This window comes from Ralstonia sp. RL, from assembly GCF_001683835.1.
Classification (GTDB): Bacteria; Pseudomonadota; Gammaproteobacteria; order Burkholderiales; family Burkholderiaceae; genus Ralstonia; species Ralstonia mannitolilytica.
In genome coordinates this window covers 22,108-38,742 of the sequence record NZ_LWRX01000172.1, presented here as the reverse complement: position 1 = coordinate 38,742, position 16,635 = coordinate 22,108, and the positions used below count along the sequence as shown (strand labels likewise).

Below are 16,635 nucleotides of genomic sequence, written 5' to 3'. Positions count from 1 at the left end.
TGCGACCTTCGGGTTATGAGCCCGACGAGCTGCCAGACTGCTCCACCCCGCGTCCGTCGAAAACAAGACTATATCGGAATCCGTGCGGCGATGCAACACCTTTTTGGAGAACATGCTTCTTGATGGTGCGTGGGGGTCCTTGCGATTCACCAGCCAAGCGTTGTGTCGACTGGCTTTTGGACACTTTCAGCCTGGCAATGTTCGAATGCGGCGCTCACGATGCATGGCAATGGGCGCGCCGTTTACAATGCCGCCTTCCGCGTTCTCCTGGATTCCGATCGTGCTCAACGCCTTGTTGTATCCGCTTGCCCGCCCGCTGCTGTTTTCGATGGACCCCGAAGACGCGCACCACTTCACACTGAATCAACTCAAGCGCGCGCAGGCCATGGGGCTGTCGGGTTGCATTGCGGCGCGTGTGGCGCCGCAGCCGCGCACGGTGATGGGCGTAACGTTTCCGAATCCGGTCGGGCTGGCCGCTGGCCTGGACAAGGACGGCGCGTACATCGATGCGCTGGGGGCACTCGGTTTCGGCTTCATTGAAGTGGGCACGGTCACTCCGCGCGCGCAGCCGGGCAACCCGCGCCCGCGCATGTTCCGTCTGCCCGCTGCAAACGCGCTGATCAACCGCATGGGTTTCAACAACGGCGGCGTCGACGCGTTCATCAACAACGTGAAAGCCTCGAAGTGGCGCGAAGCAGGCGGCGTGCTGGGTCTGAACATCGGCAAGAACGCCGATACGCCGATCGAGCGTGCCGTCGACGATTATCTTTACTGCCTCGAGCGGGTCTATCCGCATGCGAGCTACGTCACGGTGAATATCTCGTCGCCGAACACCAAGAACCTGCGCCAGCTCCAGGGTGCAAGCGAGCTCGACAGCCTGCTGGGAGCCTTGCGCGATGCGCAGCAGCGCCTGGCCGATCAACATAAGCGCTACGTGCCGGTGGCCTTGAAGATCGCGCCGGACCTGGATGACGATCAGATTGCCAACATTGCCGATGCGCTGCTGCGTCACAAGATGGACGGCGTGATCGCCACCAACACGACGATTCGCCGCGAGGCTGTCGCGGGCCTGGCCCATGCGGAAGAGGCGGGTGGCCTGTCGGGGCAGCCGGTGCGCGAAGCGTCGACGCGGGTCATTCGGGCGTTGCGCGGTCTGCTGGGCGAGTCCGTGCCCATCATCGGCGTCGGTGGCATCCTGGCGGGCGAACATGCGCGCGAGAAGATCGACGCCGGTGCGCAGCTCGTGCAGGTCTATACGGGATTGATCTATCGCGGCCCCGCGCTGGTGGCCGAATGTGCCAGGGCGCTGGCGCGTTGAGGCCGGCTAGCGCCGGACCGCAAGGATGACCAACGCGCTGGCGGCGACGATCGCCGCGGCGAGGTCATACGGGCCGGCATAATCGGCCCACACGGCCGGGTCGAGATGCTCCGCAAAGGCGGGTTGCACCCACGGCAGGATCACGCGGGGAATGGCGAACAACAGCGCGGCGACAGCCAGCAGGACAACCCAGGCCATGCGGGATGTACGTGTGAGCCGGACGAGCCGGACGCAAGGGGTGGGCAAGGTGGTCTCCTTGCGGGAGCCGGCGGGTGGTCCCGTCGACAGAAGTTTGCAATCGAGGTGTGTCCGTCATTCTCCTACAGATTGCTGTCGGGTGCCGTCCTACATTCGGCTAGGTGCATCACAGCAGGGGGCCCATCGCGGAACCGGCACCCGGCGACTTCCAGCCGGCAGCGGCCTCGGACGACGCGCAGGCCGCTTGATTTGCGCAAACGCGGTGGAACGGGGTGAAGCCGTGTCGGCAGCTCATCACCGTGATGCGGCGTGGCAACGGATGCCATTCAAGGGGTTGGCGCGGAAAAGGTGGGGAGTACAATCCGCCCTCATTGTGCATTGCACGATTTTGAGCGGCCGGCGGATCGGCCGATTTTTCAGTTCATGAGTCAAGCTCTCACAGCAACAGGGTCTGCGCAGGCCAACCTTAACCTGCGTGCCATGGTGGTCGGCGCCGTCGGCGTGGTATTCGGCGATATCGGCACCAGCCCGCTGTATTCGCTCAAGGAAGCCTTCAACCCGGAGCACGGTATCCCATTCTCCAGCCCGGCGGTGCTCGGCATCATCTCGATGCTGTTCTGGGCGATGGTGATCGTTGTGTCACTCAAATACGTGCTGTTCGTCATGCGCGCCGACAACAACGGCGAAGGGGGCATTCTCGCGCTGATGGCGCTGTCGCTGCGCACGGCCAGCGCAGACTCCAGGCGCATGTCGCTGCTGATGATGCTTGGCGTGTTCGGGGCCTGTATGTTCTACGGCGATGCCGTCATCACGCCGGCCATCTCGGTGCTGTCCGCCATGGAAGGCCTGGAGATTGCCGCCCCGGCGCTGTCGCCGTTTGTGCTGCCGATTACGCTGGTGATCCTGACGGTGCTGTTCCTGATCCAGCGCAGCGGCACGTCGGTGGTGGGCAAGCTGTTCGGTCCGGTGATGCTGCTGTGGTTTGCTGCGCTGGCGGCGCTGGGCCTGATGAACCTGGTGAAGGCGCCGCAGATCCTCGTGGCCGTCAATCCGATGTACGCGATCTCGTTCCTGCATGACCACGCGCTGCAGGCGTTCATCGTGCTGGGTTCCGTGTTCCTCGTGCTGACCGGTGCGGAAGCGCTGTATGCCGACATGGGGCACTTCGGTGCGCGCCCGATCCGCTGGGCGTGGTTCTTCATCGTGGCGCCGAGCCTGCTGCTGAATTACTTCGGCCAGGGCGCCATGATGCTGACCGACCCGAGCACCATCGAAAACCCGTTCTACCGCTCCATGCCGGAAGCGCTGCAGCTTCCCATGGTGGTGCTGGCCGCGGCCGCGACCGTGATCGCCTCGCAGGCGGTCATTTCGGGCGCCTTTTCGCTGACGAGCCAGGCCATTGCGCTGGGCTTCGTGCCGCGCATGCGCATCCGCTACACGTCTGAGGCCGAGATCGGGCAGATCTACGTGCCGGTGGTCAACTGGATGCTGTTGATCCTGGTGGTGGCCGTGGTGCTCGCGTTCAAGAAGTCCGACAACCTTGCTGCCGCCTACGGCATTGCGGTGACGACGACGATGGTCATCACCACGTTGCTGGCCGCGGTAGTGATGCGTTCGGTATGGCGCTGGAACACCGTGCTGGTGACGCTGGTCTGCCTGGGCTTCCTGGTGGTGGACCTCGCGTTCTTCGCGGCCAATCTGCTGAAGATCCGCGATGGCGGCTGGTTCCCGCTGATGCTCGGCGGCTTCGTGTTCTTCCTGCTGATGACCTGGTACAAGGGCAAGAAGCTGCTGCGCGCGCGCAGTCTTGAAGACGGCATTCCGCTGGAGCCCTTCCTCGCGGGCCTGCTCGCGCATCCGCCGCATCGCGTGGAAGGCACGGCCGTGTTCCTGACCGGCAATACCGACTTCGTGCCAGTGTCGCTGCTGCACAACCTGAAGCACAACCGCGTGCTGCACGAGCGCGTGATCTTCATCAGCTTCGTCACGCGCGACATTCCGTACGTGGACGACAAGCAGCGCGTGGTGGTGCGCGACCTCGGCAGCGGCCTCTATGTCGTGAAGGCGGAATATGGCTTCAAGGAAACCCCCGACGTCTATCGCGTACTGGAACTGGGCCAGCCGCAGATCGGCACGCGGTGCGAACTGATGGACACGTCGTTCTTCATCGCACGCGAATCGGTGGTGCCGTCCAAGCTGCCGGGTATGTCGATGTGGCGCGAGCGCCTGTTTGCCTGGATGCACCAGAACGGCGCCAAGCCTTCTGACTTCTTCCACATTCCGGCGAACCGCGTGGTGGAGCTCGGGACGAAGGTGGAAATCTGACGCGGCCTGCGCTCGTAAAAAAACGGCCCGTGCGTGACAGACGCACGGGCCGTTTGCTTGTGAGGCGGGCCTTAATTACATCTTTGCGGCTGCGTGGTTGCGCTCGCGCACTTCATCGTTGCGGGCGCGCACGTCGTGGTTGCGGTCCTTCACGTCGTGGCGCAGGTCTTTGCGATCGTGACGCAGGTCGCGGCGCTCGGCATTGATCTGGTGCTGGTCTTGCGCGCGCTGCTTGTTCCAGTATTCGGCCCCCTTGACGTTGCCATTTGCCAGGTCGCGGTCCTCGCGCCGCTGCGCAGCATTGCGCTCGGCGCGCTCGTCTGCCAGGGCCGCCTTGTCCTTGGCGATGTCGGCGCGGTCGCGGCGGATATCGCGGTTGTCGTGCCGGATGTCACGGTTGTCCTGGCGAATCTGCTGGTTGTCTTGCTGCACTTGCTGGACCGGCGTGGTTTGCGCGAAGGCAGCGGTGCCAGCGACGGCAAGCAGGGCGGCGATCAGGGTGTGGCTTGTCTTCATGGTGTTCTCCTCGTGGTTGCCAGGCGGTGGTTGCCTGTGCTTTCTTAACGGCCCGAAAAGACCTGTCGACGACGCCCGAGTGTGAGGAAAGTCCCACGGGCGTAAGGAGCTGTAACACCTTGCCGAAGCACAAAAAAAACCCGCCGGCTCGAGGCTCCGGCGGGTTCTGGGCAGCGCAGCGGTATGCGTGTCAGCGCTTGAGCTTCGCGAAGGCTGCGGCCATGGCGCCGGCCACTTCGGGCTCGCGGCGCTGCTGGCTGCCATGGCGGTTGCCGCCGCCGCTTGGCCGGTCGCCACCGCCAGTGCGCGCGGGCGCCTGGCCGGGCTCGTCCGACAGCCGCATCGTCAGGCCGATGCGGTTGCGCTTCACATCCACCTCCATCACCTTGACCTTGACGATCTGGCCCGGCTTGACGACCTCGTGCGGGTCGCGCACGAACTTGGTGGACAGCGCCGACACGTGCACCAGCCCATCCTGATGCACGCCGATGTCGACAAACGCGCCAAAGGCGGCCACGTTGGTCACCACGCCTTCGAGCACCATGCCCGGCTGCAGGTCCTTGATGTCTTCCACGCCGTCCTGGAACGTGGCGGTCTTGAACTCGGGGCGCGGGTCGCGGCCGGGCTTTTCGAGTTCGGACAAGATATCGACCACTGTCGGGAGGCCGAACTTCTCGTCGGTGAACTCATGGGCCGACAGGCCGCGCAGCGCCTCGCGGTTGCCGAGCACATCCCCGATGCCCTTCTTGATGCGGTCGAGAATGCGCTGCACGACCGGATACGCTTCCGGGTGCACGGAGGAGCGGTCGAGCGGGTTGTCGCCATCATTGATGCGCAGGAAGCCGGCCGCCTGCTCGAACGTCTTGTCGCCCAGGCGCGGCACCTTCTTGAGCGCCTCGCGGTTGGCAAAGGCGCCGTTGGCGTCGCGGTACTCGACGATGTTCTTGGCGAGAATCGAATTCAGCCCCGAGACCCGCGCCAGCAGTGGCACCGACGCCGTGTTCACATCGACGCCCACGGCGTTCACGCAATCCTCGACCACGGCATCCAGCGCACGGGCCAGCTCGCGCTGGTTCACGTCGTGCTGGTATTGGCCCACGCCGATCGACTTGGGGTCGATCTTCACGAGCTCGGCCAGCGGATCCTGCAGGCGGCGCGCGATCGACACCGCACCGCGCAGCGACACGTCCAGGTCCGGGAACTCCTTGGCGGCGAGTTCCGATGCCGAATATACCGATGCGCCGGCCTCGCTGACCACGACCTTGGTCAGCTTCAGCTCGGGCGCGCTGCGCATCAGGTCCTGCACGAGCTTGTCGGTCTCGCGGCTGGCGGTGCCGTTGCCGATGGACACCAGCGACACACCGTGCTGCTTGGCCAGGCGCGCGAGGGTAGCGAGCGAGCCGTTCCAGTCGCGGCGCGGTTCGTGCGGGTAGATCGTGGCGGTTTCCAGCAGCTTGCCGGTGTGGTCGACGACGGCCACCTTGCAGCCCGTGCGGATGCCTGGGTCGATGCCCATCACCGACTTCGGGCCCGCCGGCGCGGCCAGCAGCAGGTCATGCAGATTGCGGCCGAAGATCTTGATGGCTTCGGCCTCAGCCGATTCGCGCAACTGCGTGAGCAGTTCGGTCTCGATATGCGGCTGCACCTTGACGCGCCAGCACCAGCGGCAGACATCGGAGAGCCACTTGTCGGCCGGGCGGCCCTTGTTCTCGATGCCGACATGGCGCGCAATCATGGTTTCGCACGGATGCGGACTCAGGGCATCCTGCTCTTCGCCCAGGCCCAGCTTGACGAACAGCACCCCCGCATTGCGCCCGCGGAACAGCGCCAGCGCGCGGTGCGACGGCACGTTGCGGATCGGCTCGCTGTAGGCGTAGTAGTCGCGGAATTTCTCTTCTTCGGCGCTTTCCTTGCCTTCCACCACCGTCGACGAGACCAGGCCGTGGTTCCACAGGTGCTCGCGCAGCTTGCCGAGCAGCTCGGCCGTTTCGCCAAACTGTTCGGACAGGATGTCGCGCGCGCCGTCCAGCGCCGCCTTGACGTCGGGTACGCCGCCCTCGGCGGTCGGCTTGCCGTTGACGAACTTGGCGGCCTCGGCCTGCGGGTCGAGCATCGGGTCGGCCAGCAGCGCCTGCGCCAGCGGCTCCAGACCGCATTCGCGCGCGATCTGGGCGCGCGTGCGGCGCTTCGGCTTGTACGGCAGGTAGAGGTCTTCCAGCACCTGCTTCGTTTCGGCCGCTTCAATGGCCGCGCGCAGGGTGTCGGTCAGCTTGCCTTGCTCTTCAATGGAAGCCAGGATCGCCGCGCGGCGGTCTTCCAGCTCGCGCAGATACAGCAGGCGCTCTTCCAGGTTGCGCAGCTGCGTGTCGTCCAGGTTGCCCGTCACTTCCTTGCGGTAGCGTGCGATGAACGGCACGGTGGCGCCTTCGTCCAGCAGTTGCACGGCGGCCGCGACCTGCTGCGGCCTCACCGCCAGTTCAACGGCAATGCGGGAAACGATCTTCTGCAACACGGAATCAGTCATTGCTTCCAGAGAGTGCGATGGAAAGCCGCGCATTTTGCCACAACGTCAAGCGTGTCCCTGAGCGCAAATCCCCGTCTGCGCGGCGTTTGCGGCACAGGGGCGGTGATAAAATGCGCGCTATGCCTACGCCCCTGTTTTCCGCCCGCTGCCGCGCCGGTGCGCGCCACGTATCCCGTCTGGTCCTGCCGGCCGCCGCGCTGTTTGGCGCCCTTTGCGCCGCGCCTGCGTGGAGCCAGTCCCCGTTGCCCGCTACGCCGGCAACGGCAGTCTCCAGCACGCCGCCCGACTTTGGCGCCGAGCACGACCGCATCAGCAGCGCCAAATCGTGGGCCGAATACCGGTACGCCGAGGCGGAACGCGCATGCTACGACAAGTTCTTTGTCACGCACTGCATCAACAAGGCCAAGGATGTGCGCCGCACGGAACTGCACGCCATCCGTGAGCGCGAACTGGCCCTGGACGAAGCCGAACGTGCCGACCGCGCCGCGCGGCGTGATCAGGACCGCGCCATCCGCCAGGCGCAGTACAACGCCGAGCGCCCCCAGCGCGAAGCCGCTGAGCAGAAGAACCGCACCGATTTCGAGAACAAGCAGGAACAGCAGCGCCTGAACGAAGCGCAGCGCCAGGCCGAGGTGCCGCAGCGCGCCGCCAACGCGCAGGCCTTCGCCAAGAAGCAATCCGACTACGACGCCAAGTTGAAGGCCGCGCAGGAGCAGGGCGCCGCCAACGCCGCCAAGCGCGCAGAGAACGTGAAGCAGTTCCAGGAAAAGCAGCGCGAAGCCGCCCAGCGTCAGAAAGAACTGGACGAGCGTCGCGAGCAGACCAAGCGCCGCAACGAGCAAAACCAGAACAACACGAGTCCGCTGGGGTTCTAAACTCGAGGCAGGATCGGTTTCCGGAGGAGTGCGATGGACAGCGATCTGAACACGATTTCGCGTCGGATCATCGAGTTGCAGATCGAGCACCGCGATCTCGATTTCCTGATCGACCGCCTTGCGGGCGAAGCGAACCACGATGAGCTGCAGTTGCGCCGTCTCAAGAAGCGCCGCCTGAAACTCAAGGACACCATCACCCTGCTACAGTTGCAGCTTGAGCCGGACGTACCGGCCTGAGGCTGACCCACCCCGACGCTGAGAGGCCGCCGTCACGTGCGGCCTCGGTCATTTCATCCCCAAGGTTTTCCGTTGACTTCGCTTTCTCCGCTCGCCGAGCCGTCGGCCGAATCCGACGCTGGTGAGGCCGCAACGCCCAAGCCTACGCCCGACGCGCACCACGCCGAACTGGCAACGCTGTTTGCCGACGACGGCACGCTGGCCAAGGGCATCGAGTCGTATCGGCCGCGCACGTCGCAGCTCAAAATGGCGCAGGCCGTGGCCAATGCCATCGAAGCCGCGGATTCGGTCATCGTCGAGGCCGGCACCGGCACCGGCAAGACCTACGCGTACCTCGTTCCGGCGATGCTGTGGGGCGGCAAGGTGATTCTTTCCACCGGGACGAAGAACCTGCAGGACCAGCTCTTCCTGCGTGATATCCCGACGGTGCGCAAGGCGTTGAATGCGCCGGTGTCGGTAGCGTTGCTCAAGGGGCGTGCCAACTATGTCTGCCATTACCACCTGGAGCGCACGTCGCAGAACGGGCGTCTGTCGTCACGGCAGGACGCCGCGTGGCTGCGGCAGATCAACCTTTTCCTGAAGACCACCAAGACCGGCGACAAGGCCGAGCTTGCCAGCGTGCCCGAAAACGCGCCGGTGTGGAACCTCGTCACGTCCACGCGCGACAACTGCCTCGGCTCGGATTGCGCATATTACAAGGACTGCTTCGTCATGCGCGCCCGCAAGGAGGCGCAGCAGGCCGACGTGGTAGTCGTCAATCACCACCTGTTCTTTGCCGACGTGATGCTGAAGGACACCGGCATGGCGGAGCTGCTGCCGGCGGCCAACACGATCATCTTCGACGAAGCGCACCAGCTGCCCGAGACGGCCACGCTGTTCTTCGGCGACACGATTTCCACCAACCAGATCCTGGAGTTGGCGCGTGACAGCGTGGCCGAGGGCCTGTCGCATGCGCGCGATGCGGTCGACTGGGTCGCGATCGCCGCGCCGCTGGAGCGCGCCGCGCGCGATCTGCGCCTGGTGTTCCGCCAGGACGGCGCGCGCCTGTCGATGAAGCAGATCGACAGCGATGCGGCCATCGCCAAGCCGTTCTACGAGGTGCTGCCCAAACTCGAGCAGGCGCTGTCCGATTTCACCGGGGCACTGGAGGCCCAGGCCGAGCGCGCCGAGACCATCGAGCAATGCCATCGCCGCGCCGTGGCGCTGTGCGAAAAGCTGGAAGCGTGGGTGGACCCCAAGCCCCCGCAGGCGCCGAAGGGTGAGGGCGAGGAAGCCGAAGCCGCACCGCCCGCCGACGAGCGCGTGCGCTGGGTGGAGGTGTTCGCCAACTCCGTGCAGTTGCACCTGACGCCGCTGTCGATCGCGCCGATCTTTTCGCGCCAGCGCGCCGGCCAGCCGCGCGCGTGGATATTCACCTCGGCCACGCTCTCGGTGCGGGGCAACTTCACGCATTACGCCGCGCAGTTGGGCCTCGACCGCAATCGCTCGTTGACGCTCGACAGCCCCTTCGACTATGCATCGCAGGGCTTGCTGTACGTCCCGCGCGACCTGCCGCAGCCGAGCGATCCGCGCTTTACCGATGCGGTGCTGGACGCCGCCTTGCCGATGATCGAGGCGGCGGGCGGCAAGACCTTCCTGCTGTGCACGACGCTGCGCGCTGTCAATCGCGCCGCCGAACGGTTGGCCGACGAGTTCGCGCAGCGTGGCTGGGATTTTCCGTTGCTGGTGCAGGGCCAGGCCAGTCGGACCGAACTGCTCGACCGTTTCCGCGCGCTGGGCAACGCCGTGCTCATCGGCAGCCAGAGTTTCTGGGAAGGGGTGGACGTGCGCGGCGAGGCGTTGTCGCTCGTCGTGATCGACAAGCTGCCGTTTGCGCCGCCCGACGATCCCGTCCTCAGCGCGCGCATGGAAGCGCTTGAAAAGAAAGGCCTGAGCCCGTTTGCCGTGCACCAGTTGCCGCACGCTGTCATCACGCTCAAGCAGGGGGCGGGGCGGTTGATCCGCTCGGAAACTGATCGCGGTGTGTTGATGATCTGCGATCCGCGCCTGGTGGAAAAGTCCTACGGCCGCCAGATCTGGCAGAGCCTTCCGCCGTTCAAGCGCACGCGCGAAGCCGAGACGGCAGCAGGGTTCCTTCGGTCGCTGCGCCCGGATGTGTCATCTGAAGCGGCCGCAGGCGAGGCGTGATCTACAAACAAGAAGCCCGGCCAACCGACCGGGCTTTTTGCTGTGCTGTTTACGCCTTGCTTACCACCATTGATACCAGGGCTTGTCCTTCTTGCGCTGGCCGTACAGCAGGAACTCGCTCTTCGGGTAGTTCTGCTTGATGATGCGCTCGGTGTCGTCGCGCATGTCTTTCATGCCGAGGGCCTCGTACGACTTCATCATGATGTACAGCGCTTCTTCCACGGCAGGCGCACGATCGTAATCCTTGATGGCTTCCTGCGCGCGGTTCACCGCTGCCAGATAGGCGCCGCGGCGATAGTAGTAGCGTGCCGCGCCCACTTCATGCTCGGCCATCGCATTGACGATGTACTGCATGCGCAGCGTTGCATCGGGCGTGTACTTGCTGTTCGGGAAGCGCGTGACCAGCGTCTTGAACGCGTCGTAGGCAGCGCGCGCGGCCTTGGGGTCGCGCTCGCTCAGATCCTGGTTCGAGAAGCGGCCGAGCCAGCCGAGGTTGTCGTTGAAGTTGATCAGGCCCTTGAGGTAATAGGCGTAATCGACGCTGGGGTGGTTCGGGTGAAGCTGGATGAAGCGATCGACTGCGGCCAGCGCGGCGGCCGTTTCGCCGTCCTTGTAGTTGGCGTAGGCGGTTTCGATCTGCGCTTGCTGGGCGTACGGGCCGAATGGATAGCGGCTTTCGAGCTTCTCGTAGTACTTGACGGCCTTGGCATAGTCGCCGCCGTCGAGCGAGTCCTTCGCTTCCGAATATAATTTGTTGGCTGACCAGCCGGCCGTTTCGTCTTGCTGTTCCGGCAGGATGCCGCAGGCCGAGAGGGCCAGGCATGCGCCTGCCACCAACGCTGCTCCGATTTGAGCGCGGATTTGTACGCCAACACGTACACCAAAACGCGCCTGCTTTACGCTCGTGACCGACATGGGCACCTTTTCTGAATGAAAAATCGCATCAAGCATTATAGCCCAAGCCCTGTGTCGGACGACGCAGCGGCTGACGTTTCCCTCACCGTCCAGGAAACCGACGACACCCTCGACGACGAGGCCCTCGACCTGTCTGCCGAAGGTGCAGCGCCCGCGGCCGAGCCGATCATCGTAGAGATCCCGGAAGCCATGCACGGCGAGCGTCTGGACAAGACGCTGGCCAAGCTGCTGCCCGACTATTCGCGCAGCCGCCTACAGCAGTGGATCGACGCCGGAGCGGTTCGCGTGCGCGGTGAGGCCGTGCGCCCGCGTGCCGCCGTATCGGGTGGCGACCGCATCGAGGTGGTGCCGCAACGCGCGGCCGATGAGAACGCGTTTGTTGCCGAGCCGGTCGAGCTCGATGTCGTTTACGAAGACGACACGCTGCTTGTCATCAACAAGCCGGCCGGCCTGGTCGTGCACCCCGCCGCGGGCAATTGGAGCGGCACCGTCCTCAATGGCTTGCTGCACCGGTATCCGGAGGCGGCAGCGCTGCCGCGCGCCGGCATCGTGCATCGGCTCGACAAGGAAACTTCGGGGCTGATGGTGGTCGCAAAGACGCTGCCGGCGCAAACCGACCTCGTGCGCCAACTGCAGGCGCGCACCGTCAAGCGGACCTATCTGGCGCTGGTCTGGGGCGAAACGCCCGAGGAAGCCACGATCGATGCCCCGATTGGCCGCGACCCGCGCGATCGCACACGCATGGCCATCATCGAAACGGCCAGCGGCAAGCCGGCACGCACGCATTTCAAGACGCTCGACGTGGTGGATCTGGGACGCGCGCAGGTGTCGCTCGTGCGTTGCCAACTGGAAACCGGCCGCACCCACCAGATTCGCGTGCACTTTGAATCCGAAGGCCATCCGCTGCTGGGCGACCCGGTCTACACGCGCAACTTCCGCCGCGGCCGGCCGCAGACCATCAAGGCCCCGTTGCCCGTGCCGTTCGCGCGGCAGGCGCTTCATGCTGTTCGCCTGGGGCTCGTGCACCCGGCGTCCGGCAAGTCCATGCATTGGGAAGCCGGCGTGCCGGATGACTTTGCTGAACTGATGGAAGCCCTGGACCTGGATCCCGATGTCGATTTCAGCTGATTGGATCGTTCCTGCATGGCCGGCGCATCCGCGTGTCAAGGCGCTGGCCACCACGCGCGTGGGCGGCGTCAGCACGGGCGCCTACGGGCTGGCAGGCGGCTTGCCGGGCGGGCTGAACCTTGGCCAGCACGTTGGCGACATGCCGGAGGCGGTCGAGCAGAACCGCCGCATCCTGCGCGCTGCGCTGCCCGCCGAGCCGGTCTGGATGGAACAGGTGCACGGCACAGGTGTTGCCGACCTCGACCAGCTTGTCGGCGCACCGGCGCCGGTCGTGGCGGATGCCGCGGTGGCCTCGTCGCGCGATCGCGTCTGCGTGGTGATGACGGCAGACTGCCTGCCGGTGTTGTTGAGCGATGCGCGCGGCGTGACTGTGGGGGCGGCGCATGCCGGTTGGCGAGGGCTGTGTGGCGGCGTGATCGAGCGCACGGTCGACGCGATGATGCAGCGCCTGCGCGCAAGCGGCCAGGAGGCCGATCCGACCTGGCTGGCGTGGCTGGGCCCGGCCATCGGCCCGGCATGCTTCGAGGTCGGAGCGGAGGTGCGTCAGGCTTTCATGGACGCCGCACAGCCGGCCGAGCGGGGTGCCACGGAGGCGGCTTTCGTGCCGGGCGCGTCTGATGGGAAATTCCTGGGCGACCTGTATGCCCTGGCCCGGCTGCGGCTGGCGCGCGTGGGCTGCACGGAGGTGTACGGCGGTGGGCTGTGCACGATGACGGACGTGCAGCGTTTCTATTCCTATCGGCGGGAGCGCACGACCGGCCGCATGGCCACGCTGATCTGGCGCGCCGAGTGACGCTTCACGCAGCGCCGTCGCCGGAGGCTGCGGCGGCGTCCGCCTTCTCCTGGGTCGCCTCCTGCGTGCGGCGCCGGCGCTTGCGTGCGGGCGAGCCCACAATCCACAGAAACAGCGCCAGCGGGGCGACGCCGTACAGGAAAAACGTACCGGCACCGGCAATCCAAGATTGCTCAGTCAACGACATCATGAGCACGACGTAAAGCCACCCGATGGCAACGATATACATGCGGAATGGGATGTCTGGCGTTGGCGTAATGGGGCAGTCTCGCACGAAAATGTTGCCGACTGGTACATAGCCCGGAGTCCAGCTTGACCATTCGGTCGAACCGTTTTTGGGCGGATCCGGTAAAACCCGCGCCAGGCGTGCATTTCCGGGTCATGGTGAGTTAAGTCCGATTGACAGGCTTGAAACGGCAAGGCAACAATGCCCCGCAATACTACGAATTGCGCCATTTCGCTCAAACGAGGCGGCGCATATCGTACGGATCGAGGGCACTATGGCATCGCGTCAATCGGCATCTTCCAAAGCATCTAGCGCCCCCACGCAAGCCCCTTGGCAGGGCTTGTCGGACCCAGCGCAGTGGGCTGAGCAGTTCAAGCAATGGCAAACGCTTATGGGCGGCTACGCCCAACCCGGTGCCGCAGCGCCGGGCCTTGGGCAGTTCAATGGCGCGGCGACCGGCGAGGGCGCAGTCCCGTTTGCGCTGATCCCGCCCGAGCGGCTCGCTGAAATCCAGCAGAAGTATCTGGAAGAATGGCTGCAGATCTGGCGCCATATGAGCACGGGCGAAAGCGCCGAAGCCGTGGCCCCCGCCGATCGCCGCTTTGCCGACGAGGCATGGCGCAAGAGCCCGCTTTACGGTTATGCCGCAGCCTTCTACGTCCTCAACGCGCGCACGCTGATGGAAATGGCCGACGCCGTCCAGGCCGATGCCAAGACCCGCGAGCGTGTGCGCTTTGCCGTCTCGCAATGGACGGCCGCCATGTCGCCGTCGAACTTCCTGGCGACCAACCCGGAAGCGCAGAAGCAGTTGATCGAGTCGCGCGGCGAATCCCTGCGCACCGGTATTCTCAACATGCTGCAGGACATGGAGCGCGGCAAGATCTCGCAGACCGACGAAAGCGCCTTCGAGATCGGCCGCAACGTTGCCAATAGCGAGGGCGCGGTCGTCTTCGAGAACGAGTACTTTCAGCTCATCCAGTACAAGCCGCTGACCGCCAAGGTTTACACGCGCCCGCTGCTGCTGGTGCCGCCTTGCATCAACAAGTACTACATCCTCGATCTGCAGCCGGCCAACTCGCTCGTGCGCTATGCGGTGGAGCAGGGCAACACCGTGTTCCTGGTGTCGTGGCGCAATCCGGATGCCAGCATGGCGTCTCGCACGTGGGACGACTACATCGAGGGCGGCGCGATCGAGGCCATTCGCGTCGTGCGCGAGATTGCTGGGCAGGACCAGATCAACGTGCTGGGCTTCTGCGTCGGCGGCACGATTCTGTCGACTGCGCTGGCGGTGCTCGCTGCGCGCGGCGAACATCCGGCCGCGAGCCTGACACTGCTGACGACGCTGCTCGACTTTACCGATACGGGCATCCTCGACGTCTTCGTCGACCAAGCCCAGGTCGAGATGCGTGAGCAGACCATCGGCGCCAACGCGCCCACCGGCCCGGGCTTGCTGCGCGGCGTGGAGTTGGCCAACACGTTTTCGTTCCTGCGGCCGAACGACCTGGTCTGGAACTACGTCGTTGAAAACTATCTGAAGGGCAAGACGCCCGCGCCGTTCGACCTGCTGTACTGGAACGGCGATTCGACCAACCTGCCGGGGCCGTGGTACTGCTGGTATCTGCGGCACACGTACCTGCAGAACGACTTGAAGGAGCCGGGCAAGCTGACGGTTGCCGGCACACCCGTGGATCTGGGCAAGATCGATGCGCCGGTCTATATCTACGGCTCGCGCGAAGACCATATCGTCCCGTGGAAATCCGCCTACGCCTCGGTGCCGCTGCTCAAGGGCAAGCGCCGGTTCGTCCTCGGGGCCTCGGGGCATATCGCCGGCGTGATCAACCCGCCGGCGGCCAACAAGCGCTCGCACTGGATCAACGCCAAGCTGCCTGACTCCGCCGACGCATGGTTTGACGGTGCCACGGAGCACCCTGGCAGCTGGTGGCCGGACTGGTCTGCGTGGCTGGCTTCTCACGCCGGTGCGCAGAAGGCCGCTCCGAAGCGCTACGGCACTGCGGACTATCCGGAGATCGAGCCCGCCCCCGGCCGCTACGTGAAGCAGAAGGCGTAAGCGCACCCCCAACTCCGGCGCACGATGCCGGCCTGCGAGGCCGTGCGCGGCGCCCTCTCAACCCCCTTTGACTGTGGAAGGAAGACAAATGACCGATGTTGTGATCGTATCGGCGGTCCGTACCGCCGTGGGCAAGTTTGGTGGCTCGCTGGCAAAGATTCCTGCGCCCGAACTGGGTGCGGCGGTCATCCGCGAGGCTCTCTCGCGCGCCAAGGTGGCGCCGGAACAGGTGAGCGAAGTCATCATGGGGCAGGTGCTGACCGCCGGTTCGGGACAGAACCCGGCACGCCAGGCCGTCATCAAGGCCGGGTTGCCGAACATGGTCCCAGGCATGACCATCAACAAGGTGTGCGGCTCGGGCCTGAAGGCCGTGATGCTCGCCGCCAACGCCATCATGGCGGGCGACGCGGACATCGTCGTGGCAGGCGGCCAGGAGAACATGTCGGCCGCGCCCCACGTGCTGCCGGGCTCGCGCGATGGCTTCCGCATGGGCGACGCAAAGCTGATCGACTCGATGATCGTCGACGGCCTGTGGGATGTGTACAACCAGTACCACATGGGCATCACCGCCGAGAACGTCGCCAAGGAATACGGCATCACGCGCGAGGCGCAGGACGAGTTTGCCGTCGGGTCGCAGAACAAGGCCGAAGCCGCACAGAAGGCAGGGCGCTTCAATGACGAGATCGTCCCGATCATGATTCCGCAGCGCAAGGGCGACCCGATCGCGTTCGCACAGGACGAGTTCATCCGCCACGGCGCAACGCTCGAGTCGATGGCCGGTCTCAAGCCCGCGTTCGACAAGGCGGGCACCGTCACGGCGGCCAACGCCTCGGGCCTGAACGACGGTGCGGCCGCGGTGGTGGTGATGTCGGCCGCCAAGGCCCAGGAACTGGGCCTCACGCCGCTGGCCACGATCCGCGCTTATGCCAGCGCGGGCCTCGATCCAAAGGTGATGGGCATGGGGCCTGTGCCTGCCTCGAAACGCTGCCTGTCGCGTGCGGGCTGGTCGGTGGACGAGCTCGACCTGATGGAGATCAACGAGGCGTTTGCTGCGCAGGCGCTCGCTGTGCACCAGCAAATGGGTTGGGACACGTCTAAGGTGAACGTCAACGGCGGTGCGATCGCCATCGGCCACCCGATCGGTGCTTCCGGTTGCCGCATTCTGGTCACGCTGCTGCACGAAATGCAGAAGCGCGATGCGAAGAAGGGTCTGGCGTCGTTGTGCATCGGCGGCGGCATGGGCGTGGCGCTGGCCGTCGAGCGTCCGTAATTTTTTGCAGACCGGACCGGTGTGGCGTTGAACAAAAAGCGCGCACGCCGATCGG

14 protein-coding genes are annotated in these 16,635 nt (G+C 65.2%); 9 read left to right on the top strand and 5 right to left on the bottom strand.

What is annotated here, in order from left to right:
• The first annotated feature begins 280 nt into the window (after positions 1–280).
• Positions 281–1,318, top strand: coding sequence for a quinone-dependent dihydroorotate dehydrogenase (locus tag A6M56_RS17375; protein WP_102080262.1), 1,038 nt, complete (start codon positions 281–283; stop codon positions 1,316–1,318).
• Positions 1,319–1,324: 6 nt separating this feature from the next.
• Here the strand turns inward: A6M56_RS17375 and A6M56_RS17370 are convergent, their stop codons facing one another.
• Complete coding sequence (locus A6M56_RS17370) at positions 1,325–1,516, bottom strand: hypothetical protein (protein ID WP_045786950.1); 192 nt, start codon at positions 1,514–1,516, stop codon at positions 1,325–1,327.
• A 423-nt stretch (positions 1,517–1,939) separates the two neighbouring features.
• Here A6M56_RS17370 and A6M56_RS17365 point away from each other — a divergent pair, with 423 nt between their 5' ends.
• On the top strand, positions 1,940–3,841 hold the full coding sequence (locus A6M56_RS17365; RefSeq protein WP_045787869.1) for a potassium transporter Kup: 1,902 nt from the start codon (positions 1,940–1,942) through the stop codon (positions 3,839–3,841).
• A gap of 75 nt (positions 3,842–3,916) precedes the next feature.
• Here A6M56_RS17365 and A6M56_RS17360 read toward each other — a convergent pair whose 3' ends face one another.
• Together A6M56_RS17360 and A6M56_RS17355 are read right to left on the bottom strand one after the other, a co-directional pair.
• On the bottom strand, positions 3,917–4,357 hold the full coding sequence (locus tag A6M56_RS17360) for a hypothetical protein (protein ID WP_062738497.1): 441 nt from the start codon (positions 4,355–4,357) through the stop codon (positions 3,917–3,919).
• 190 nt (positions 4,358–4,547) lie between these two features.
• Positions 4,548–6,881, bottom strand: coding sequence for a Tex family protein (locus tag A6M56_RS17355; protein ID WP_045786948.1), 2,334 nt, complete (start codon positions 6,879–6,881; stop codon positions 4,548–4,550).
• A 110-nt stretch (positions 6,882–6,991) separates the two neighbouring features.
• Between A6M56_RS17355 and A6M56_RS17350 the strand changes: the two genes are divergently transcribed.
• From A6M56_RS17350 to yoaA, 3 genes are all read left to right on the top strand, one after another.
• Positions 6,992–7,756, top strand: coding sequence for a hypothetical protein (locus tag A6M56_RS17350; RefSeq protein WP_045786947.1), 765 nt, complete (start codon positions 6,992–6,994; stop codon positions 7,754–7,756).
• 33 nt (positions 7,757–7,789) lie between these two features.
• Entirely contained in the window at positions 7,790–7,993 is a 204-nt protein-coding gene (locus A6M56_RS17345; protein WP_045786946.1) for a DUF465 domain-containing protein, read from the top strand.
• Between the two features lie 72 nt (positions 7,994–8,065).
• A complete protein-coding gene (gene yoaA / locus A6M56_RS17340; RefSeq protein WP_180964234.1) occupies positions 8,066–10,180 on the top strand; it encodes a DNA repair helicase YoaA in 2,115 nt (704 codons plus the stop codon).
• A gap of 60 nt (positions 10,181–10,240) precedes the next feature.
• Here yoaA and A6M56_RS17335 read toward each other — a convergent pair whose 3' ends face one another.
• Positions 10,241–11,095: an outer membrane protein assembly factor BamD gene (locus tag A6M56_RS17335; protein WP_045786944.1), complete on the bottom strand. Its 855-nt coding sequence runs from the start codon at positions 11,093–11,095 to the stop codon at positions 10,241–10,243.
• Positions 11,096–11,110: 15 nt separating this feature from the next.
• Between A6M56_RS17335 and A6M56_RS17330 the strand changes: the two genes are divergently transcribed.
• Positions 11,111–12,223, top strand: coding sequence for an RluA family pseudouridine synthase (locus A6M56_RS17330; protein WP_102079845.1), 1,113 nt, complete (start codon positions 11,111–11,113; stop codon positions 12,221–12,223).
• Positions 12,207–13,016: a peptidoglycan editing factor PgeF gene (gene pgeF, locus A6M56_RS17325; protein ID WP_286758256.1), complete on the top strand. Its 810-nt coding sequence runs from the start codon at positions 12,207–12,209 to the stop codon at positions 13,014–13,016. Before A6M56_RS17330 ends, pgeF begins: the two co-directional genes overlap by 17 nt.
• Before the next feature lie 4 nt (positions 13,017–13,020).
• Here the strand turns inward: pgeF and A6M56_RS17320 are convergent, their stop codons facing one another.
• A complete protein-coding gene (locus A6M56_RS17320) occupies positions 13,021–13,245 on the bottom strand; it encodes a hypothetical protein (RefSeq protein ID WP_062738501.1) in 225 nt (74 codons plus the stop codon).
• 271 nt (positions 13,246–13,516) lie between these two features.
• Here A6M56_RS17320 and phaC point away from each other — a divergent pair, with 271 nt between their 5' ends.
• The gene (gene phaC, locus A6M56_RS17315; protein WP_062738502.1) at positions 13,517–15,310 is read left to right on the top strand and encodes a class I poly(R)-hydroxyalkanoic acid synthase; all 1,794 of its coding nucleotides are present in this window, start codon (positions 13,517–13,519) and stop codon (positions 15,308–15,310) included.
• An 88-nt stretch (positions 15,311–15,398) separates the two neighbouring features.
• Positions 15,399–16,580 (top strand): acetyl-CoA C-acetyltransferase, encoded by a 1,182-nt coding sequence (locus tag A6M56_RS17310; RefSeq protein ID WP_045786939.1) that lies wholly within the window; start codon positions 15,399–15,401, stop codon positions 16,578–16,580.
• Positions 16,581–16,635 lie beyond the last annotated feature (55 nt).